Genomic DNA, 20462 nt, shown 5'->3' with positions numbered 1-20462 from the left:
ATTGTTCATTTTTCATTCTTTTCTATTGCTTCCCACAGGCCGTTCAGGTAGGCCACACCGAGGGCACGGTCATACAGGCCGTAGCCGGGGCGGCCCTGCTCATCCCAGATCATACGTCCGTGGTCCGGCCGGATGTAGGTATCCGGGCAGGTCTCATGGATGGCTTTCATGATTTCATACACATCCAGGTCGCCGGTAGAGGACAGATGGGAAGCTTCCCGGAAGTGATGGTAGCCCAGGTATTTGACGTTGCGCACATGCATGGCGCCGATACGGTCCATCTTTCCGAAGTGACGGATCGCTGCCGGAATATCGTTGTCAGGATTGGATCCGAGAGAACCGGTGCACAGGCACAGGGTATTGGCGGGGCTGTCATGCAGCTTCACCATCTTGTCGAAATCCTCCTGGCTGTGGGTAATCCGCGGCAGTCCGAAGATCGGCCAGGCCGGATCATCCGGATGGCAGGCCATCCGCACACCCACTTCCTCGCACACCGGAATCACAGCATCCAGGAAATACTTGAAGTTCTTCCTCAGTCCGTCCGGAGTCATCCCTTCATACTGCTTCAGGGTTGTCTCCAGCAGGGCCAGCCGTTCCGGTTCCCAGCCGGGCAGGGAGAATCCTTTGCTTCCGGAAGCGGTTCTGCGGACGATTTCCAGCGGGCCCATCTCACCCAGGTCCTTCTCGTCAAAATACAGGCTGTTGCTTCCATCTTCCGGAATCACCCGGGCCAGGTCCGTACGCAGCCAGTCGAAAACAGGCATGAAGTTGTAGATGATCACTTTCACACCATGTTTTGCCAGCATCCGGATCGTGGAAATGTAGTTGGCGATATACTCATCCCGCCGTCCCAGGCCGGTCTTGATGTCCTCATGAACATTCACTGATTCAATGACTTCGATCTCGAGTCCCGCTTCGTTTACTTCCTTTTTCAGAGCAATAAACTCTTCTTCCGGCCAGTCCACACCGGCGGGTTTCTCCAGCAGACCCATCAGACCAGTCATGCCGGGAATCTGTTTGATGTACTTCAGCGGAATCGGATCAGACTGGCTTCCATACCAGCGAAATGTCATTTTCATGTTTCGGATACTCCCTTTCTTGTTTTCATTCGGGTATTGACGGCGGAAAACACCGTCAGAAGAACAATCGACACCAGGATAGCGGTCATGCTCATCTCAAATCCGCCGCTTTGCGCAAGGAATCCAACCAGGGCAGGCATCAGGATACCGCCTGTCGCTCCAAAGGCCAGCAGGGTTCCCGTCGCCAGCGGATAGGTGTTGGTATAGTGCACGGCGTCGGAATAGATCATGGGGCAGATCCCGGCCATGCAGAATCCCATGCCCGCAATACACCCCGTCACCACCGGAACAGCTGACGCCAACAGCATTCCGGCGAAACAGGCGGCCATTCCGATCGACGCGACAAACATCAGGATCTTCTGGGATACTTTCCGGGAAAGCCAGGCACATGTCAACCGTCCCGCCAGGATCACCGCCCACAGAAGGGTCGCCATGGACTGGCTGTAAGCGGCAATGCCTCCCTCACCCATGGCAGTGAAGAGCGACTGCTTATGCTGCAGGTAGGTAACCAGCCATCCGTTAATAGCATATTCGCTGCAGATATAGCAGAACATCATTCCGGCGAAAACCAGAAAAGCCGGCTCTTTCAGGAACGCCATTGTCCGTGCCTCTTTCTGCTTCCTGTCCGGACGGTCATCCGGCACCTGCGAACGGAAAAACAGGAATACTGCCGCCACGCCGCACAGCACCACAAAAAAGAGTCCGGCCTGCCAGGCTGCAATGCGGCTCAGCAGAAGAAAGGCCATCGGTGCGGTAATGGCACCGACGGCAAAGCACGCATGCAGAATATTGGCTGCCGCGGGGCTGCCGTCAGTCAGGACGTTCACCGTGTGGTTGTTGAAATTCGTAACGGAGCCACGTCCAACACCCGTAAGCACAAAAGCTGCGAAAAGAAGGCCCGGAGCACCGGTAACGGCCATCAGGGTCATCCCCAGGAAAGCCAGGGAGGCCAGAAGAGCAATGGACCGGCGGCGTCCCAGCCAGAAGGGCACAATACCCGAAACAAATCCGGCAACCATGTTGCCGATCGAATGAGCGGACAGCAGCACCCCGCTGAAGGAATCTGACAGTCCCCAGCTGCGTTTGAGATCCGGCATGGCGGATCCGAGCATCAGGGAAACCATACCGCTGCAGAAAAACGCGTAAAAGCACGTCAGCAGCAACCGGCGGCGGGAAGGATCCATTCGGCGGAGGAAAGAAAACATCGGCATACTCCCTGAATACATCCCGGGCCTTTTCAGGCCCGGGATCATTCATCATTCAGTTTCCGGATCACACACTGTATCCGAACAGTTGCGGCAGCCAGAGGCTGATCTGCGGAATGAAGGTAATCAGGATCAACGCGGCAACCATGCAGAGATAGAACGGCATGGTCGCCCGGACCACCTTTTCCATAGGACGTTTTGCCACGGCGGAACCGATAAACAGCACAGCTCCGACCGGCGGAGTCAGCAAGCCGATACCGCAGTTAAGCACAACCATGATACCAAACTGGATCGGGCTGAGGCCGATAGACGTAGCCACAGGCAGCAGGATTGGTGTTGCAATCAGGATGATCGGCGCCATATCCATGATCATGCCCAGTACCAGCAGGATCACGTTCAGCAGCAGTGCAGTGATAATGGGGCTGTTGGAAATGCCGGTAATCAGCGCAGCAGCTTTTGCGGGAACATGCAGGTTGGTCAGGCAGTATCCGAAAGCGCCGGACATGGCAATCAGGATCAGCACAATGGCCAGCGTATCGATACAGCTCTCAAAGCTCTTCCAGACGCCTTTCCAGGTCAGTCCCTTGTAAATGAACACAGATACAAACAATGAGTAGATGACCGCGATAGCAGCGGATTCAGTAGCGGTAAACACGCCGCCCACAACGCCGACAACCACGATCAGCACCGCCAGCAGGGCCCAGATGCTCTTGCCCAGCTGTTTGACGAAGTTTTTGATGGAGAATTTCTCCCCCTTGGGATAATTCCGCTTCACAGAAATAATATAGGATCCCACCATCAGGGCTATAGCCAGCAGGGCGCCGGGCAGATAGCCTGCCATAAACAGCGCGCCGACCGAGATACCGCCGGCTGTAGTGGCGTAAATAACCATATTGTGGCTGGGCGGAACCAGCAGTCCCTCGCAGGAGGAAGTGATGGTCACAGCAGTTGAAAAGTCCACGTCATAGCCTTCATCCACCATCATGGGGATCAGGATGGAGCCCAGGGATGCCGTATCTGCGGAAGCAGATCCGGAAATGCCGCCGAAAAAGTAGGACGCAACGATGTTCACCATTGCCAGGCCGCCGCGCATCCATCCGACAATGGAGTTGGCCAGTGCAATCAGCTTCTCCGAAATGCCTCCGGAGCCCATCAGCACGCCCATTGTGATAAAGAACGGCACAGCCATCAGGCTGAAGGACCATACGCCGCGCACCATCTGCATGGGCAGGACGCTCAGTTTCTGGCCCATGGAAATCAGGCACAGTACCGTGGAAATACCAACAGAGTACGCAATGGGGAAGCGCAGGAAAACCATCAGCAGGAAACTGCCGAGCAGAATAATCGTGGATAAGGTTTCAGCATCCATTATGCCTGCACCTCCTTCTTCTCAGTCTGGGGTACAAAGAATTCTTCTATATGCAGGAATACCTGTTCAAGTTCAAAAATAACCATACTCACACCGGCTACAGCCACGGGCAGGTACATCCAGATCTGGCTCAGGTTCGGCAGGGAGGAGTACTTGGCAAATCTTGCAATATTGCCGGTGGGTTTGATCACATCCAGCCCTTCGATCAGCAGTACCACGCCAAGCGCCATCACCGCAATGTCTGCCAGCAGGTCCAGCGTGAGCAGCACTTTCTTTGGCAGGTACTTATCAAAAGCCGTCATGCGGATGTGGCTGCGCTTGCGGATTGCCAGCGTAGCGGAAAGGACCGCCATGTAGACCATCAGAGTCAGGACCATTTCTTCACCCCAGTGCGGGGCTGTAAAGAAGGGGAAATAGCGGCCGGCTACAGTAACAGAGGTAATGATGATATCTCCGATCAGGAGAAGCTTGCAGATAAACAGCATGATCTTGTAAGTCCAGTCATAGACGGGCTTGATCTTTTCCAGCTTCTTAAAAATGGTTGGCATTCAGAAGCCTCCTTGGTATCATGTGTGAACGGACAGTGTCTCTCAGCAAAAATACGAATCGGGGGCGCAGGAGTTGGGCCCTGCACCCCCAACGGGTTCATTGTTTAATCGTCTTTTTCAGATCATTACTGCAGCGCCATGATCGCTTCATAGATTTCTTCCATGCCAGCGATATTCGCTTCCAGAACAGCCTTGGTAGCTTCCTGCCAGACGCTCTTGTCTTCCACTTCGTTGACAGTGCAGCCCATTTCGATCAGCTTGTTGTAAGCATCTTCCTGACGGGCCATAACGGACTTCTCGCATTCAGCCATCGCGTAATCGGCAGCTTCCTGAACCATAGCCTTCTGCTCATCGCTCAGCTTGTCGAAGCAGGAATCGGTAGCGATCAGTTCGATGGTGCCCAGGGTGTGGCCGTCACGGAGCATGTAGGGAGCAACTTCCTGGAAGGAGTTGGACAGGTAGTTGGTGATGGGCTGTTCAGCGCAGTCCACAACACCGGTCTGAAGCGCGCTGTACAGTTCACCGAAGGAAACGGGAGTGAAAGCGGCGCCCAGGCCCTGCAGCAGGCCGGTCATGATCGGGTCGTCAGACACGCGGATCTTCAGGCCCTTCAGGTCTTCAATGGTCTTGATGTCAACCTTGGAGAAGAAGTGACGATAGCCTTCTTCACCATAGGCCAGGCCGGTCCAGGGCTGACCAACTTCTTTGGCTTCAGCCAGCATTTCCTTGGCCAGGTCGCTCTTAACGAACTTCCAGTAGTGCTCTTCGCTGCCGAAGACGTAGGGCAGGGTCAGGAACACGCTCTTCTTTGCGCCATACTGATTCAGTGCGAAAGCGGAGATACGGACGATGTCAGCGGAAGTGTCGCCGCCCAGGATGTTGGCCAGGACGTCTTTTTCGCTGCCCAGAACGCCGCCGCCCTGGAGATCAACAACGATTTCACCGGCGGAAAGCTCTTCCAGCTTCGTCTTGAAAGCCCAGGCCACGTCGCTGACGACAGAGCCCTTCTCAGCGTTCTCTTCCAGAGTAGCGGGAACGGGGTTCACTTCAGCATAGGTCAGGGTAATCGGATCCGCAAAAGCGGCGGTGCAGCCCAGCAGCAGAGCCAGGGCCAGCAGGATACCAAGCAGTTTCTTCATGGGAATGCCTCCTTATTCAATTTCGGATGATCTCATCCTTCTGATGGCAATATTTAATCATATTATTTCCATATTGTACATGGTGGAAAATACACATTATATTGCAAAAAACATCATTTTATGTATAATGCTGGTAGAAACATTGTTGAAAGAAGTGGAAATCATGGATGGTGCCTATATCTCCGCCTTCAATATATTGCAAGATATGAGCAGAAACGACATCGAGGTTTATCATTACTGCGATGCCGCCACCTTTGGTGTGCCGCCGCACCGGCATGATTTTTACGAGCTTTACTGTCTGCTGTCAGACAGCTATACTTACCATGTGGAAGACAATCAGTATGAACTCCATCCCGGAACCCTGATCCTTGTTCCTCCGGGAGAAACGCACTGGCCGGAGCTGCAGGGGCCTCCCCGGGATATTGAACGGATCGTTCTCTGGCTCAATCCGGAGTTCATCTCTTCCCTGTCCATCTTCCTGCCCAAGACCCTGGGCGCCATGGGTTCCAACCTCCAGGACGAGCATCTCATCGTACCGGAGGAAAAGACCTATCACGTCATTCTGAACCTGTTGTATTCCCTGCTGTATGAAAAAAACCGGGCGGACGCGGACAGCCAGTATCTGTGCCACCTGATCCTCTCCCAGCTGCTGATCCATATCAGCCGCGTGCTGAATCAGCGGACAAAACCGCAGGAGGATCCGGGAACGCGGTACGGGGAAATCATGAAGGTGCATGAATACATCAACGCCCACTACCGGGAATCCCTGAGCGTCAGTGATCTGGCGCAGCGTTTCTTCCTGGATAAAAACACCATGACCCGTCAGTTCAAGCGGATCATCGGCATGACGCCTGGAGACTACATCCGCCGGAAGCGCCTGGAAAATGCCCGGGAACTAATCCGCCAGGGCTACAGCATTCAGCATGCGGGATACTCAAGCGGTTTTTCGGATTACAGCGCCTTTTTCCGTGCGTTTCGTCAGTATTACGGTATGTCTCCCGGTGATCTGGTCGGTCGTTCCAAAGCCAGCCGCAGGCAGCAGTCAGAACAGGAAAGCGAGGAATAAAGAATGGAACTGAAATTTACGGATATTACGGTCGCGGTAAAGCTGGATGAAAAAACCTTCAAGCGCTTTGCGCGTTTTGATATGTTTGCCCTGCGGAAAAAATGGATCCGGCCCGCTGTATTCTCCCTGATCCTGATTGCATTTGCTGTCATCGCCCTCCTTACCCGGAAGGAACAGTCCGGGCTGATCGCTGCCGTACTGCTGGTTGTCGGCATCGGACTTCCCCTTGTCTATATCGGCACCTTCCTCAGCCAGGTCAATATGCAGGCCGCCAGGGCAAAGCTGAAACCCGCCCGGCCCGTCTACACCGTAACCATGCGGGATGAAGGTATCCGGATCGTGAACGACCAGAAAGCGGAGGAGCCGCAGGAAGTCTCCTGGGATTCCATATACAAAGCTTTCCGGAAAAAAGGCTGCATCTACCTGTATGTGACGCCCGCCAAAGCTTTCCTCCTGCCGTCAAAGCAGGCGGATGCTCCGGATTATGACGTCTGGGAGTTCATCCGTGATCACCTGGGCAGGGAAAAATGCAAAGGATAAATCAAAAAAGGAGTGAAAAGGAAATGAAAGGCATCGTCCGGCATCGCAGTGATATCACAATGAATCCCCTGGGAGGCGGAGTGGAACGAAGCGTCCTGGCATATGATGATCCGCTGATGGCCGTGGAGGTCAGTTTCGAAACCGGCTCGGAGGGAGCTCCGCATACCCATCCCCATACGCAGCTGAGCTACGTCCTTTCCGGCTCCTTCCGCTACAGCGTGGAGGATGAATCCGTGGTCCTGAATCCCGGAGATTCCATTGTGGTTCCTTCCGGACTGATCCATGGAACCGTCTGTCTGGAAAAAGGTGTGCTGCTGGATGTATTCACGCCCAAGCGGGATGATTTTCTGAAAGCCTGATTCGTTTTTTATCGTGTTGCGATAATTTATTGTTGACTTTCGATCATTTTCGATATATGATACTCCCGAGCAAAGAAACCGGAGGCATCGGAAATGAATCAGCAAAAGCTTTCTTCCTGGCTGAAAGCCATCATTATCATCATCGGGCTCTGCGGGTTGATCGTTTATTTCGGTATCCTGCCCGACTGCGGATCCTGGATGCAGGACAGCTATCCTGAATTTGCGTCCTGGCACTGGCCGTGGATGATCTTCCTCTGGATCACGGCCATTCCCTGTTATGCCATCCTTGTGCTGGCCTGGAAAATCGCGGTCAACATCGGAGAGAACCGGTCTTTCTCCTCATCGAATGCCGCCCTCCTGCAGGGAATTGCCTGGCTGGTGGCCGGGGATATCCTGTTCTTCTTCCTGGGGAATGTCGTTTTCTTTTTCATGAGCATGAACCATCCGGGAATCTTTCTGATTTCCCTGCTGATCTGCTTTGTGGGCTTTTCGGTCACAGTCGCGGCTGCCTGCCTCTCCCATCTGGTCCGGAAGGCTGCTGATCTTCAGGAGCAGAGCGACCTGACGGTATAAGGAGGATACAGCATGGAAGGCGAAATCATCTTCAATATCGACGTGATGCTGGCCAAGCGCAAAATGAGCGTATCGGAGCTTGCCGACCGCGTGGGCATCACGCTGGCCAACATGTCCATCCTGAAAACCGGCAAGGCAAAAGCCGTCAAGGTATCAACCATGGCCAAGCTCTGTGAAGTCCTGGACTGCCAGCCGGGTGATCTGTTTGAGTACCGGAAGCCCTCCGATGACAAATAAATAACCTGTCGATATTCACTGCCGGGAGCTCAGCTTCCCCGGCAGTTTTTTTGTCCGGTTTTCTCCATAAAATATTTTTGTTCGCCTTACAATTCGGGAGTGCTCATGATAAAATTTTATCTGAACGAAGCGCGTCGTTAATACTGTCTGTCAAGGAGAATAATCATGAGCGAAATCATCAGGAAAGACATCAGTGAAGAATGGGCCCATTCCGGGATTATCAAGGCAGGAGATTACTGCTTTTTAAGCTATTGCGTAGGCAATATCGGCGGCACAATTGAAGAACAAATCAACGGTGCCTTTGACCAGATGGAAGAGCGTCTCGCCCTTTTCGGCCTTACGCTGGAAAATGTGGTCCACATGGACTGCCTGTTCCGGGATGTATATAACATCCCCGTCATGGAAAAAGTGATTAAAGAGCGGTTCAAGGGCAAGTATCCCTCCCGCAAGTCCATCCAGACCGAGTTTGCCCACGTCGGCGGAAGCAGCGGTCTTCATTTCCAGGCGGATGCCGTCGCATACTGCGGCTGACGCATCCGCGGAAGGAGTACCAGATGCTGACCGTTACGCTGCCCCAGGCCCGGCAGTTCATCCTGCTGAAGCAGGGTTTGTTGGGAGACTACCGTTTCATCCGCAAGGACGGAGCTTATCAGTATGTCCGCCAGGCCGGCTGTATTCAGTTTGATCCCGTGGACGTCTGCGGCAGGAACGCGGAGCTGACCCTTCAGTCTCGCGTCAAAGGCTTCCGGAAGAAGATGCTGCACGACCTTCTTTACCGGGACCGCCTGCTGGTGGATTATTCAGATAAAGAGCTTTCCATCTGGCCCTGCGAGGACTGGCCCTTCTTCTCCGGCTACAGGGAAAGGAGCACCGCCCACGGCCGGCAGTTCCCCGGCATTCCCGAGCTGGAAAAAGAAGCCGTCAACTATATCCGGAAGCATGGTCCTGTCAGCAGCGATACGCTGCCTATTGAGGGAACCATCTTCTGGCATTCCTCCATGCACTGGAGCGGGCATTGGGAAAAAGAATCCCTGGCTGCCCGTTCTGTGCTGGAGCAGCTTTATACGGACGGAACCCTGCTCATCCATCATAAATCCGGTTCACGGAAGTATTATGACCTGGCGGAAAAGTATCTTCCCGCCGCCTTGCTGAACGCTCCGAATCCCTTCCCGGATGAAGCCTCCCTGACGGACTGGCGTATCCGGCGCAGGATCGGTGCTGTCGGTCTGCTCTGGAACCGGAATTCCACCGCCTGGCTGGGAATCAACATGACCACGGAACAGCGGAACGCCGCCTTTGCCCGTCTGGAAAAAAGCGGCAGCATCGTTCCCCTTCAGGTGGAAGGCATCCGTTTCCCGCTGTACCTGCTTTCTGAAGACCTTCCCTTGCTGGAGTCTGTAATCGATGGTCAGGCGGACACCAAAGCCAGGCTGGAGTTTCTTGCTCCCCTGGATCCCATGCTCTGGGACCGGAAGCTGATCGAAGCCGTCTGGGACTATCAGTATTCCTGGGAAATCTACACCCCGGCTGTCAAACGCAAATACGGCTATTATGTACTTCCCATTGTATACGGGGATCGTTTCGTCGGGCGTATTGAACCCAAAGCTGACCGGAAAACAAACACCCTTACAGTGCAGAACGTCTGGCTGGAGCCAGGTGTCCGGAAAACCAAACCGCTTTCCGGCAAAATTGATAAGGCTGCGCAACGCCTGGCCAGGCTGAATGACTGCAGTTATGCTCAACCATAACAAGGAGACCAATCATGACCGATTTTACCCTGATCACAGCCTGCGGCGAATGCTGCACCGGCTGTGTGAAAAAAGCAGACGGCAGATGTCCCGGCTGCATCGAATCAGACGGCCGGGTACCCGAATGGGCCGAATCCGGCCGCTGCAAAGTTCATGCCTGTGCCCGGGATCATGGAGTTCAGTTCTGCGGTTTATGCGCTGAGTTTCCTTGCGGGAAACTCCCGTCGCTGATACACTGGAATCCGGATATCGTTAAACATTTGTCCGCCCTGCGTGACGAATACCTGAAGGAGCATCATGGATAAAACCCTTTATGTTACCGACCTGGACGGCACCCTGTTGAACCGGCAGGATCGCGTCAGTCCCTTCAGCATCAGCACAATCAACAACCTGGTGGAAAACGGTATGCTCTTTACCTACGCAACCGCCAGGTCCCTGATCTCTGCGTCGAAGGTCACAGAAGGCCTCTCCACCAACATCCCTGTCATCGCCTATAACGGCGCTTTCATCATCCAGCCTTCCACCGGTGAAATCCTCTCCAGTGAAGGATTCACCGAGGAGGAGAGAGCCCTGGTCAGGGACGTATTGAACACCCACGGCATCAGCCCACTGGTCTATTCCTTTGTCAACGGTATGGAAAAGGTTTCCTGGATTCCACAAAATGAGAATGACGGAATCCGGCGATACCTGAGTCTGCGCCAGAGAGACCCGCGGTTCCGCCCCGTCGCCGGAAAAGATGCGTTGTATGAGGGGGAAATGTTCTATTTTACCTGTATCGGTAAAAAGGAAGAGCTGCAGCCGGTTTATGATGTTTTTTTCAATGACAGCCGGTATCGCTGCACCATCCAGCAGGAGCTATACCGTCCGGAATACTGGTGTGAAATTATGCCTGCCAAAGCCTCCAAAGCCAACGCGATCCGCAGGTTGAAGGAAATGTGGGGATGCACCCGGGTGGTTTCCTTTGGGGATGCTGTAAACGATCTTCCCATGTTCGAAATTTCAGATGAGTGCTACGCCGTTTCCAACGCGGTGGATGAGCTGAAAGCTGTTGCGACAGGTATCATTGAAAGCAACGAGGAAAACGGTGTTGCCAGATGGCTTCTCCATAGGCTGTCCCCGGCAGGCTCTGGCATGTAATATCCATACTTTCACAAGGAACATGACACAGCGTTGTCATGTTCTTTTTGTTATCCTGCTGACTGTATGATACAATAAACACGTCACATTATTGTCATGTTTGAGGTGCCACATATGAAGCTTGACCGTCTGATCGCTATTCTCTCTGTTCTCCTGAATCAGGAACAGTCCACCGCACCGGAACTGGCTAAACGTTTTGAAGTATCCCGCCGCACCATCAACCGGGACATTGAGGCGCTGAACCAGGCCGGCATCCCCATCGTCACGCAGCAGGGTGTGGGTGGCGGCATCCGGATCATGGACGGTTTCCGGATGGATCGCACTGCCCTGACTTCCCGGGAAATGCAGGCCATTCTCTCTGGTCTGAGGAGCCTGGACAGCGTCAGTGGTACCGGTCAGTACCGGCAGCTGATGGAGAAGATCAGTCCCGGTTCTTCCGGGCTTCTTCCCGGAGACCAGCACATCCTGATCGACCTCGCTTCCTGGCATAAAGCGTCCCTTTCTGAGAAGATTGAATTGCTGCACGGAGCAATCGAGCAGCATCGCCTGGTCTCATTCCACTATTTGTCCCGGAACGGCGAGAGTGATCGGATTGTGGAACCGTCACTGCTGGTTTTCCAGTGGTCCAGCTGGTATTTATGGTGCTGGTGCAGGGAAAAAGCATCTCCTCGTCTGTTTAAACTGGACCGAATGGACGCTCTGCAGATCGGTGAACCATTTATACCACGGCAGATGGAACCTCCGGATCTTCTCAGCGAACAGGCATTCCCTGACCGGTATCACGTTACTGTCCGAATCAGTCCCGCATATAAATGGCGGCTGGTGGAAGAATACGGGCCTGGCTGTTATAAGCTTACTCCGGAAGGAGACTGCCTGTTTTCTGCCGGCTTTACAGACAGGAATCATCTGATCAGCTGGATTCTGTCCTTTCAGGGAGAAGCAGAACTGCTGGAGCCCCCGGAATTACGGGAAGAACTTCGGCTAATCGGCAAAAACATTTATGATACGTACAATACATGACATATTGATGTCATGTTTAATGTGATACCCTGCCTTTGAAAAGTAAAGGAGGTATGCCCTGTGAAATATCCCTGGATTGACGAATACCTGATGGCCAAACGCGGTGTGACAAAAGACCTGCAGGCGGAATGGAACTGGATCCGGTATCATATCGGAAGCAAAATGTTTGCCGCCGTCCTGCTTGATCACGACGATCGGCCATACTATATCAACCTGAAGCTGAATCCGGCTGAAGGAGAACTGATGCGAAAACAGTATCCGGATGTGATTCCCGGATATTACAGCAATAAACTGCACTGGAATTCCGTCAAACCCGACGGGGATATTCCGGACGATCTGTTGAAAACCTGGCTGGATCGTTCCTATCTGCTCGTTTTACAGGATTTACCCAAAGCAAAGCAGCGGGAAATCCTGGGACTTTCCGTCTGTGGAACGGACTGCTCCGCCTGTCCCCTGCACGGCAATCTCTGCACCGGATGCAATGAAGCCTGCGGGAAAGTGTTTCACGCACCGGAAGGAAAGCCTTGCCCCATCTATGGCTGCTGTGTCAACAAGCATCATTACGCGACCTGCGCCTCCTGCAGCCGGGTTCCCTGTGCTGTATGGCAGGCAACCCGTGATCCTTCCATGACGGATGAACAGTTTGAGCAAAGCGTGAACGATCGTGTTTCCGCCCTCAGAAAGATCTGAATCCGTTTATGCATAAAGGGACACTGAAAAGCTGCTGCAATATAATACCCACCGGATCGTATCCATTCAAATCCAAACCCGGATTCATTTTTGCAGGCGCGATATATGGCACTCGTCCGCATGGAATGAAGTATCCGGAGGGCAGCTATGATAATGATTGCCTGATGGTCAAAATGATAAAATGATCATCAGTAAAATCGAAAAACGTATTTTTAAGATAGTCGACCATCGATAAATCGAAGGTTGTCGGGATATTTGAAGTTGAGTCTTATGTTGGTTTTAGTACGGAGGGAAGAAAAAGATGAAATACCAATACAAAGAAATGCCTGAATCTATGAGGGGAACATACGGAGAATTTGCAAAAAACTTCGGGTTTGATTGGAAAGAATTTATTATGGGAATACCGACACCGATGTTTCTTGTCACAACATATAAATCTAATGGACAGCCAAATGCTACGATGCAGTCATGGGCAGGGTTTACGAGTGCGAATCATGGTGGCGGGTATTACGTGATTCTATGCAGCGTGAATAAGTGTGGACATCTTTACCAAAGCCTGAATGAAAAGAAGGTTGCAGTGCTGAATTTCATTTCTTCTGATTTATACAAAACCTGCATGCAGACGATACAGAACAATCAGTTCGAGACGAATGAGATAACTTCATCAGGGCTTACTGTGGAGAAAGCTTCATGGATAGAAGCGCCGATGGTCGCTGAATGTTTCATGAACCTTGAGTGCCAATATATGTGGGAGAAAGAAATTGTACCGGGTGATGATCATGTTATGATTTGCCTTGAAGTCGTAGGCGGGCATATAGAGAAGGATTATATGGAAGATATGTTCGGAGATAAAGGGGTTCTTTACAATGTCCATTATCCGATAAATCCGGAAGATGTGAAAGAAAAAGGGTGCGATTATGTAGCTGCACTTAGGAAAGCAAATCAATCCTACGAATATTGATCATATACAAGGCAGCGCAATGCTAAAAACAGTGACAAATTCCGTTTTGTCGGGACAGCTGTTGGAAAGACATCCCGGATGATAATCTTCCTATGATTTCATCAAGTTCAGAAATTAAACTTAAGTTTTTAAAAAAGATCCGAACCCTGTAATAGGGTTCGGATCTAAATTAACAAACGGGATCTCCGGCGGATATCTTTTTACCTTTGTATGATCCTGCAGTCTTTGACATAGTCACCGTATTTGTCCATGAAGTCGTCCAGTTCTTCTTTTTCCGTGATCCAGATGATTACCCAGGCGTCTTTGATTCCCAGGTTTTCATAGGCCTTATGGCGGTGATTTCCATCGTTCAGTTCAAATTCGCCGTCCACATAATGGACAATGAGCGGAGGCATGTCGTCATCCTTCTGAATGTTTTTTTCCAGTTCGGCAATCTGATGTGCCCACCATTCCGGATGGATCTGGTATTTCATTTCCGGTTCAGGTCCCGTGCACCTTTTGAACAGGCTGATCGGGAACAGTGCCGGGCTGATATAGTACCGGTCAAACAATTTCAGTCCGTCGGAAAAAGGAATATTGCGTCCTTCTTCATTCAGATACAGATGAATCCACACGTCCAGTTTTCCCGCTTCAGCATAAGCTTTGGCGGAGGACAGCGTTGCGCTGTATTTCAGCATAGCGGTCTCCTTCCTGTTGTACACAATTCGTTTAATGGAATCGTAGGAGAGCGCGTACTTGTCCATCAGGTTCTCAATGGATTCCCCTTCAGCAAAATCCCTGCGGATGCTTTCGTTCCTTTCCCGGATATAGCGCTGGTATCCGGAGGTTTCACCCCAGGCCTTTCTTTCGTTTCCGGACGGGATATAAATGGTCTCACCGGAAACATAACGCTGAATCTGCCTCAGGAGACCTTCCGGAAAAATCTCCCTTGCGTTTCGGTATCCCATAGTTTCTCCTTTCATTCAGCACGCTTCCTGCAGGATGCCGGAAGCATACTGTGCTGACGCTCTCTCCATGTTCAGGAAGAATTGTACGACAGCACAGCAGGCAGGGATATACCGTCTTTTTCTGTAAGTGTTTCTGACACAAATCTTGTCAGTTCAGTTCATCCAGCAGGATATAATACCGCAATTTCTCCTCATCCTTCGGAACTCCCGCCGCCCGGAACAGGTCATCCGGATTGACCTTCGGATAGGTTTTCCCGTAGTGGCCGTCGCTGTTATGCTTCAGGCTCCGCCATCCCAGGGCCAGGTCCATCCATCGGTCGCATATTCCCGCGCTTCCCAGGTCAATAAAGCCGGTAAAACGTTTTTCGTCCGTAAACAGGTTCGGCAGGCAGAAATCGCCGTGGGTCAGCACGTCATCCTTTTTCGGCCGATGGCTTTTCAGCCAGTCCAGCAGCGATTTGGGATTCTCAAACCCGCCCGGTCCGAAGGTTTCCGGTTCACAGTCAGAAGGATCAAAGCGCCCCGCCAGGATCGTCTTTTCAGCGCGGGCTAAATTATCTTCCACTGACCGTTCAAAAGGACAATCCTGTATGGGTACGCTCCACAGCATATGCAGTGCCTCCGCCATGCAGTCCAGCAGCAGGGTGGGCTTTGTCATTACGGAGGGATCACACAGCATTTTTCCGTTCATCCGGGTCATCAGCAGCCAGTCCCGTCCGTCCCGCACTTCCTGTGCGGCCACTTCCGGAACCGGCAGTTTCCCCTTCAGCCAGCGGAGGATCTGCGTGTCCACTGTATCCCAGCCGTCTGCCGGCCGGACCTTCAGCACATATTCATCAAACAGGTACACTTCCGCGGCGGATTTTCCAAGTCCGTCCGCCTGTCCGGCAGCATTGCCCAGGATTGCCGCAATCGACTCCGGCATCCGGTTAAATCTTTCTGACATATGCGACAAGTCGGTTCGCCTCCTCAAACCCAACAGCTCTGTGAAAGTTCTGGCTCACAATATTGGTCAGCTCACAGTCGCTTGCAAACTCCGTGCATCCCTTTAATCTGTCCGCGCGTGATCTGTCTCAGCATATAGGCTGCGTAATCCCGGGCCAGTTCAGCGTCATACCTGACCTCTGCCCCGTTCTCATATTCATCCAGGGCCGCCAGGATCAGCGGATGATATTTCCCCGGCAGGTTCTTCAGTCCCCAGGTTCCGCCTTCCTGCTTGGACAGTACTTCTTTTTCCTTCAGATACCCAAGGACCCGGGTCAGGTTCAGGATCAGGTACATGGGATTGTCTGTGATTTCTTCCCCTGCTCCGGACACGTCGTCCCAGATGGAATCCAGGTAATCCTTTTCCGGCACCTCGCCGAAAACTTCATCCACCGGCAGGCCGCACAGGCAGATTCCCCTGCCCCGGATCACGGTAAAGTGCGCGGCCAGGTCCTTGTCCGTGCCGTTCATTTTCCGGATATAATCTTCCGGATTCGTCCGGTACCATTCCGTATGCCTCCTGGAATAATGCAGGATGAAAGGTGTTGGATAAACAAAGGGATCGCAGACGTCTTTTGTAACGACGCTCATTTCAATTCCCTTGGCCGGGACCTCCGCGTCCAGCTCAATCACCATATCCATGTATTCCCGCTTCTCGGCGTCTGTCAGGTTTTCATTGACAACCACCATAAAGTCCAGGTCGCTCTTCTTCGGCTGATAGCAGCCCATAGCAGCGGACCCATGCAGGTAGACGCCCGCCAGCTTTTCCTTCAGGGTTTCCGCGGAACGGCTTACAAACTTTTCAATGATTTCATCCTTGGGATCACCGCGCTGCAGCTTCAGAACGGCAATCGCTTCATCACCGTCAAACTCTCCCGTTTCCCGGAAGCCGAAGGCCGCGTACAGCGCTTTTGCTCTTTCGTTTTCCGGCTCATAGGACAGCCAGCAGTATTCTGCCGGGCCGCAGGGTTCGCTGTCGATATAATCCATAATCAGTTTCATGGCCGCCTTGCCGTAGCCCTTTCCCTGATACCGTTCATCAATCATGAACCGCCACAGGTTGTAATTATCTTTGGCCACAGCCGGCGCATCCTCCCAGTCGTCATCCGCTCCGAAACCAATCATGCAGAAACCCACAGGGATGTCTTCGTCATAGATCCCGAAGGGGAAAGCCTTCCCGTGATGCGTCATCGCTATATAGGCTTCAATAATGCTGACGTCGTTCGCTGCCACAAAGTTCTTCTGGCTTTCGCCGACCTTCAGCTTCAGAATGTCCCAGACATTCTTTCCGTTGATTTCTTCCAGTCTGATCATTTTTACTTTCTCCTGATTTTCAATGATTTCAGGTACTCCTTCTGTTCCGGTGTAATCCGGTAGCTTTCAATGGATTTCTGGATTGCCTTGTTGTGTGTCCAGTCATCCAGCCTGTGCTCCGTGATAAACGGAAGCACTGCCCCATACTGCTTGGCCAGCGCAGTGGCAAAGTACCAGGCAATCATCATGTTGACGTAGTATTCTTCCGACCTGACAGCAGCCACCATCTTCGGATACTCCGGCTTAAAGTCCTCTTCCAGGTAGTGTTCCATCAGCATTCCGATCCCGAACCGGATCGTATATGGGTCTGCCGAGCAAATCCACTCCCGGATACTTTCCGTCAGTTCCTGCCGGTGTTTTTTGAACACACGCGGCGACATCTGGTCGCAGGTTGCCCAGTTATCCACATAGGGCAGAAACCGGTTCAGCACACTGAGGCACTCCGCATAATCCTTCATGCCGGAAATGATGAACGCGTGCAGCTGGTTCTCCTCAAAATACATGTGCGGCAGATCTTCCAGGAATACGCTGACCTCCTGCGACTGTGCAAGTTCCTTCGCCATCTTCCGCAGTTCCGGCGTCCGTACACCGATAATGGATTCCGGTTTGACCGATGGGATAATCTGAACCTGCATCTCCCGGTATTTGAGATCCTGCAGGCGAACCAGTTCTTCCCGGATGTCCTGGATAATCATTTTGATTCCTTTCTGCCCTTACTCCTGTTTACAGGCTGATCTTCATATATCCGCAGGTAAAGGGAAAGAAATCATATTTCTCCGTGCCCGTATGAACCGCGCCGTTGCGTTCATACCATTGCCGCAGCACGGTGTTCTCTTCCACAATACCTAGATTGATGACCTTGCGCTGGTGTTCTCTGGCCGTATCCATTGCATGTTTCAGCATCCTGCCGCCGATTCCCTGATGCCTGTATTCCGGAAGGACCGACAGGTTATTCAGTTCACACTCACCGGAATCAAGCAGCTGCAGGGAGTAATAGCCGCGGATAACGCCGTCTTCCTCGTCAGCGAACATCAGCCGGTGCTCCCCTTCCATTTGCCACAGCAGCCATTCCTCTGTCATGGCAAAAGCCGTAAACCGGGGAGCATTCTCCTTTGTAAAACCGAATTCATCCGCAACCGTCCGGAAACTGTCCCGGATCACCCGGACACATTCGGGAATATCTGCTCGTTCAACCTTCCGAATCATTTGAATCATCCTTTCCTTGATATCATCATTATACTTGTGAAGTCCCGCCTTGAAAAGGAACCGGTTAGTAATGAGCCCATAATACATCAGGGCAATCACCATTTGAAGCCACCAGCAGTAATGATAGTATGCGTTTTTATCATACTGCAGGTCTGGAAAGCCTGATGGATTTCCTGGATAATTCCACGCCTTCGGAACACTTTTGCGGATTTTCATCTCTCTGTCATCTGCGGATTTGCTCGTACTTATGAATTCTTTCATGCCGGATTCTGAATGTAATGGCAGTAGGATTGATCTTTCCATATTCAAACTTCCCGATCAGGGTATTTAATTGCTCTGGATTGGCTGGTAGATTGTATGGTATACTCTCCGGTAATAGCACCGTTCTCCTGACGGCGCCATCACTTCACGGAGGATCAAAACATTGAATCAGCTCGTTAATTCCAGTGTCCTGGCCAAACAGTACGGTACCTCGGAAAAGCTGAATACCAGGATTTCGATACACAGCAAATATTCCACCAACAAGCAGGGGTTCGGCAGCTGGATTTCTTCCCACTATCAGTTTCCGGAAAACGCTTCCGTGCTGGAACTCGGCTGCGGAACAGGTGATATGTGGAAAGGACAGGGAGAGCTGATCAGCCGCTGTTCCCGGCTGATCCTTTCGGATTTCTCGGAAGGAATGCTGGAGCAGGCAAAGGAAACCCTGCGGGATGAAACCGCAATTGAATACCGGGTCATCGATATCCAGGATATTCCGTACCCGGATCACACCTTCGATGCAGTCATCGCCAACATGATGCTCTATCATGTGCCGGATCTTCCCAAAGGGCTCCGGGAAGTCAGCCGGGTGCTGAAAGAGGGCGGTACTTTCTTCTGCGCCACCTTCGGTGAACATGGCATGATGGAATACATCGGCAGCCTGTTCAGTAACCGGCCTGTTGAAACCGGCGTCAATGCCGCTTTCACCCTGCAAAACGGGCAGGAAAAGCTGAGTCCCTTCTTTGCGGACATCCGGCAGGATCTGTATGAAGACTCCCTTGCCGTCACCAATGTGGAGGATATGGTGGACTACATCTATTCCCTCTCCGGCATGTCAGACCTGCGGAGCCTCCCGCGGGAAACGGTTCGTTCCGTCCTGACAGCCCATATGACAGACGGTGTACTGCGTGTTCCCAAGGAATACGGCATGTTCATCGCACAATCACCCAAAGAATAAACCAGGGAGCAGCATATGATTTACCTGAAAAAAGCCTGCACGGAAGATCTTGAAAAAGAATGGCTGTTCGTGAAAGATATGCCCGAGGATGAAAACGGCTTAACCAATGCCTGGCACGATGTCTCCCGGGAGGATTTTGAAAAAAAGGCTCTGCCGGAAATGCTTGCCTTTTCTGAAGGCAAAGGACTTCCGGAAGGCTACGTGCCGGAAACCTTCTTCTTTCTCTGGGATGACGATACCATCGTCGGCCAGTTCCGGATCCGCCATTACCTGTGCGAATCCCTGCGGACAGGCGCCGGTCATATCGGCCAGTTCATCGCAAAGCCTTTCCGCGGCAAAGGATACGGAACAGAAGGCCTGCGCCTGACGCTGGAGGAGGCCCGCCGCATCGTTCCGGAAGAAGAAATTTACCTGCGCGTTCTCCTGAACAATCCCGCGTCCCTGCGGATTATGCTTAAAAACGGCGGACGCGTTGTAGCTGAAGACAAAGAGCATTATTATGTCCGGATCGCCAATCCCGGCAAGGGCAGGTATCCGGATCGGATGGAGGCGGAAAAGCTTCTGGCGGAAGCAGAACAGTGCAACCCTGGGCCTTGGGGCAATCACAGCCGGACCGCTGCCCACTGTGCGGAAAAGATCGCCCTTTATGCCGGTCTTTGTCCGGATAAGGCGTATGTACTGGGCCTGCTCCATGATATCGGCCGGAAGTTCGGTGTCCGGCACCTGGGGCATGTTTCCGACGGCTATACCTACATGATGAGCCTGGACTACCCGGATGCCGCCAGGATCTGTCTGACCCATTCCTTCAATGAAATGAAGTTTGAAGGCTACATCGGAAAAATCGACACCTCGGAGGGAGAAACTGCCCTGATCCGCTCAAAGCTGGCGGAAATCATCCCTGACGATTATGACCGCCTGATCCAGCTGTGCGACGCCATTTCCGGTGCGGAAGGCGTCATGGATGTGGTGGATCGGATGTCCGATGTCAAGCGGCGTTACGGAATGTATGATCAGGGAAAATGGGACCGGAATCTGGAGCTGAAGGCCTACTTCGAAGGCAAAATGCAGCGTGACCTGTATGATGCCGTGGAGAAAGACAGTTTCAGGCCGGCCTGAAAAAGGAG

General features: G+C 52.4%; 24 protein-coding genes and 1 pseudogene. 14 read left to right on the top strand and 11 right to left on the bottom strand.

The features are described from left to right. Window positions 1-5: 5 nt before the first annotated feature. The 5 genes from uxuA to JYE49_RS00290 all read right to left on the bottom strand — a co-directional run bounded on the left by uxuA (window position 6) and on the right by JYE49_RS00290 (window position 5340). Complete coding sequence (gene uxuA / locus JYE49_RS00310) at window positions 6-1079, bottom strand: mannonate dehydratase (RefSeq protein WP_093956731.1); 1074 nt, start codon at window positions 1077-1079, stop codon at window positions 6-8. Further along, window positions 1076-2263, bottom strand: coding sequence for an MFS transporter (locus JYE49_RS00305; protein ID WP_283399337.1), 1188 nt, complete (start codon window positions 2261-2263; stop codon window positions 1076-1078). Before JYE49_RS00305 ends, uxuA begins: the two co-directional genes overlap by 4 nt. A gap of 88 nt (window positions 2264-2351) precedes the next feature. After that, window positions 2352-3653 (bottom strand): TRAP transporter large permease, encoded by a 1302-nt coding sequence (locus tag JYE49_RS00300; RefSeq protein ID WP_093956733.1) that lies wholly within the window; start codon window positions 3651-3653, stop codon window positions 2352-2354. Further along, entirely contained in the window at window positions 3653-4201 is a 549-nt protein-coding gene (locus JYE49_RS00295) for a TRAP transporter small permease (protein WP_084096220.1), read from the bottom strand. Before JYE49_RS00295 ends, JYE49_RS00300 begins: the two co-directional genes overlap by 1 nt. 125 nt (window positions 4202-4326) lie before the next feature. Beyond that, complete coding sequence (locus tag JYE49_RS00290; RefSeq protein ID WP_093956734.1) at window positions 4327-5340, bottom strand: TRAP transporter substrate-binding protein; 1014 nt, start codon at window positions 5338-5340, stop codon at window positions 4327-4329. Window positions 5341-5545: 205 nt separating this feature from the next. Between JYE49_RS00290 and JYE49_RS00285 the strand changes: the two genes are divergently transcribed. The 12 genes from JYE49_RS00285 to JYE49_RS00230 all read left to right on the top strand — a co-directional run bounded on the left by JYE49_RS00285 (window position 5546) and on the right by JYE49_RS00230 (window position 13671). Continuing rightward, window positions 5546-6406 (top strand): AraC family transcriptional regulator, encoded by an 861-nt coding sequence (locus JYE49_RS00285; protein ID WP_179217275.1) that lies wholly within the window; start codon window positions 5546-5548, stop codon window positions 6404-6406. Between the two features lie 3 nt (window positions 6407-6409). Continuing rightward, window positions 6410-6946: a YcxB family protein gene (locus JYE49_RS00280; RefSeq protein WP_093956736.1), complete on the top strand. Its 537-nt coding sequence runs from the start codon at window positions 6410-6412 to the stop codon at window positions 6944-6946. 23 nt (window positions 6947-6969) lie between these two features. Then, window positions 6970-7305: a cupin domain-containing protein gene (locus tag JYE49_RS00275; RefSeq protein WP_093956737.1), complete on the top strand. Its 336-nt coding sequence runs from the start codon at window positions 6970-6972 to the stop codon at window positions 7303-7305. A 93-nt stretch (window positions 7306-7398) separates the two neighbouring features. After that, on the top strand, window positions 7399-7878 hold the full coding sequence (locus JYE49_RS00270) for a DUF2975 domain-containing protein (protein ID WP_093956738.1): 480 nt from the start codon (window positions 7399-7401) through the stop codon (window positions 7876-7878). Window positions 7879-7890: 12 nt separating this feature from the next. Then, window positions 7891-8115, top strand: a complete 225-nt coding sequence (locus JYE49_RS00265; RefSeq protein WP_093956739.1) for a helix-turn-helix domain-containing protein — start codon at window positions 7891-7893, stop codon at window positions 8113-8115. Between the two features lie 165 nt (window positions 8116-8280). Continuing rightward, window positions 8281-8646, top strand: coding sequence for a RidA family protein (locus JYE49_RS00260; RefSeq protein WP_093956740.1), 366 nt, complete (start codon window positions 8281-8283; stop codon window positions 8644-8646). Between the two features lie 23 nt (window positions 8647-8669). Then, window positions 8670-9863: a winged helix-turn-helix domain-containing protein gene (locus tag JYE49_RS00255; protein WP_093956741.1), complete on the top strand. Its 1194-nt coding sequence runs from the start codon at window positions 8670-8672 to the stop codon at window positions 9861-9863. Window positions 9864-9877: 14 nt separating this feature from the next. Continuing rightward, window positions 9878-10168, top strand: coding sequence for a DUF3795 domain-containing protein (locus JYE49_RS00250; protein WP_093956742.1), 291 nt, complete (start codon window positions 9878-9880; stop codon window positions 10166-10168). Then, window positions 10161-11000, top strand: a complete 840-nt coding sequence (locus JYE49_RS00245) for an HAD family hydrolase (protein WP_093956743.1) — start codon at window positions 10161-10163, stop codon at window positions 10998-11000. Before JYE49_RS00250 ends, JYE49_RS00245 begins: the two co-directional genes overlap by 8 nt. Before the next feature lie 114 nt (window positions 11001-11114). Next, window positions 11115-12020 carry a helix-turn-helix transcriptional regulator gene (locus JYE49_RS00240; RefSeq protein ID WP_093956744.1) on the top strand — a complete coding sequence of 302 codons (906 nt, stop codon included), beginning with the start codon at window positions 11115-11117 and terminating at the stop codon, window positions 12018-12020. 60 nt (window positions 12021-12080) lie between these two features. Next, a complete protein-coding gene (locus JYE49_RS15185; protein WP_093956745.1) occupies window positions 12081-12710 on the top strand; it encodes an MmcQ/YjbR family DNA-binding protein in 630 nt (209 codons plus the stop codon). Between the two features lie 301 nt (window positions 12711-13011). Beyond that, window positions 13012-13671, top strand: a complete 660-nt coding sequence (locus JYE49_RS00230) for a flavin reductase family protein (RefSeq protein WP_093956746.1) — start codon at window positions 13012-13014, stop codon at window positions 13669-13671. A 200-nt stretch (window positions 13672-13871) separates the two neighbouring features. Here the strand turns inward: JYE49_RS00230 and JYE49_RS00225 are convergent, their stop codons facing one another. From JYE49_RS00225 to JYE49_RS00200, 6 genes and pseudogenes are all read right to left on the bottom strand, one after another. Beyond that, a complete protein-coding gene (locus JYE49_RS00225; RefSeq protein ID WP_093956747.1) occupies window positions 13872-14633 on the bottom strand; it encodes a CD3324 family protein in 762 nt (253 codons plus the stop codon). A 133-nt stretch (window positions 14634-14766) separates the two neighbouring features. Beyond that, the gene (locus JYE49_RS00220) at window positions 14767-15564 is read right to left on the bottom strand and encodes an APH(3') family aminoglycoside O-phosphotransferase (RefSeq protein ID WP_093956748.1); all 798 of its coding nucleotides are present in this window, start codon (window positions 15562-15564) and stop codon (window positions 14767-14769) included. After that, a pseudogene (locus JYE49_RS15300) lies at window positions 15548-15673 on the bottom strand (aminoglycoside 6'-N-acetyltransferase); the annotation flags it as partial. The pseudogene JYE49_RS15300 and the gene JYE49_RS00220, both read right to left, overlap by 17 nt. Beyond that, window positions 15636-16793 carry a GNAT family N-acetyltransferase gene (locus tag JYE49_RS15180; RefSeq protein WP_439647315.1) on the bottom strand — a complete coding sequence of 386 codons (1158 nt, stop codon included), beginning with the start codon at window positions 16791-16793 and terminating at the stop codon, window positions 15636-15638. The gene JYE49_RS15180 and the pseudogene JYE49_RS15300, both read right to left, overlap by 38 nt. Before the next feature lie 125 nt (window positions 16794-16918). Beyond that, entirely contained in the window at window positions 16919-17611 is a 693-nt protein-coding gene (locus JYE49_RS00205; RefSeq protein ID WP_093956749.1) for a DNA alkylation repair protein, read from the bottom strand. Window positions 17612-17639: 28 nt separating this feature from the next. Continuing rightward, window positions 17640-18122, bottom strand: a complete 483-nt coding sequence (locus tag JYE49_RS00200; protein WP_093956920.1) for a GNAT family N-acetyltransferase — start codon at window positions 18120-18122, stop codon at window positions 17640-17642. 424 nt (window positions 18123-18546) lie between these two features. Between JYE49_RS00200 and JYE49_RS00195 the strand changes: the two genes are divergently transcribed. Both JYE49_RS00195 and JYE49_RS00190 read left to right on the top strand, forming a co-directional pair. Continuing rightward, window positions 18547-19338 (top strand): class I SAM-dependent methyltransferase, encoded by a 792-nt coding sequence (locus JYE49_RS00195; RefSeq protein WP_093956750.1) that lies wholly within the window; start codon window positions 18547-18549, stop codon window positions 19336-19338. Between the two features lie 15 nt (window positions 19339-19353). Then, on the top strand, window positions 19354-20454 hold the full coding sequence (locus JYE49_RS00190) for a GNAT family N-acetyltransferase (protein WP_283399338.1): 1101 nt from the start codon (window positions 19354-19356) through the stop codon (window positions 20452-20454). The last annotated feature ends 8 nt before the right edge of the window (window positions 20455-20462 follow it).

The sequence above is a fragment of the Aristaeella hokkaidonensis genome (assembly GCF_018128945.1).
Taxonomy (GTDB): Bacteria; Bacillota; Clostridia; order Christensenellales; family Aristaeellaceae; genus Aristaeella; species Aristaeella hokkaidonensis.
The sequence above is the reverse complement of the archived record's forward strand: the minus strand, read 5'-3'. Positions and strand labels throughout refer to the sequence as shown.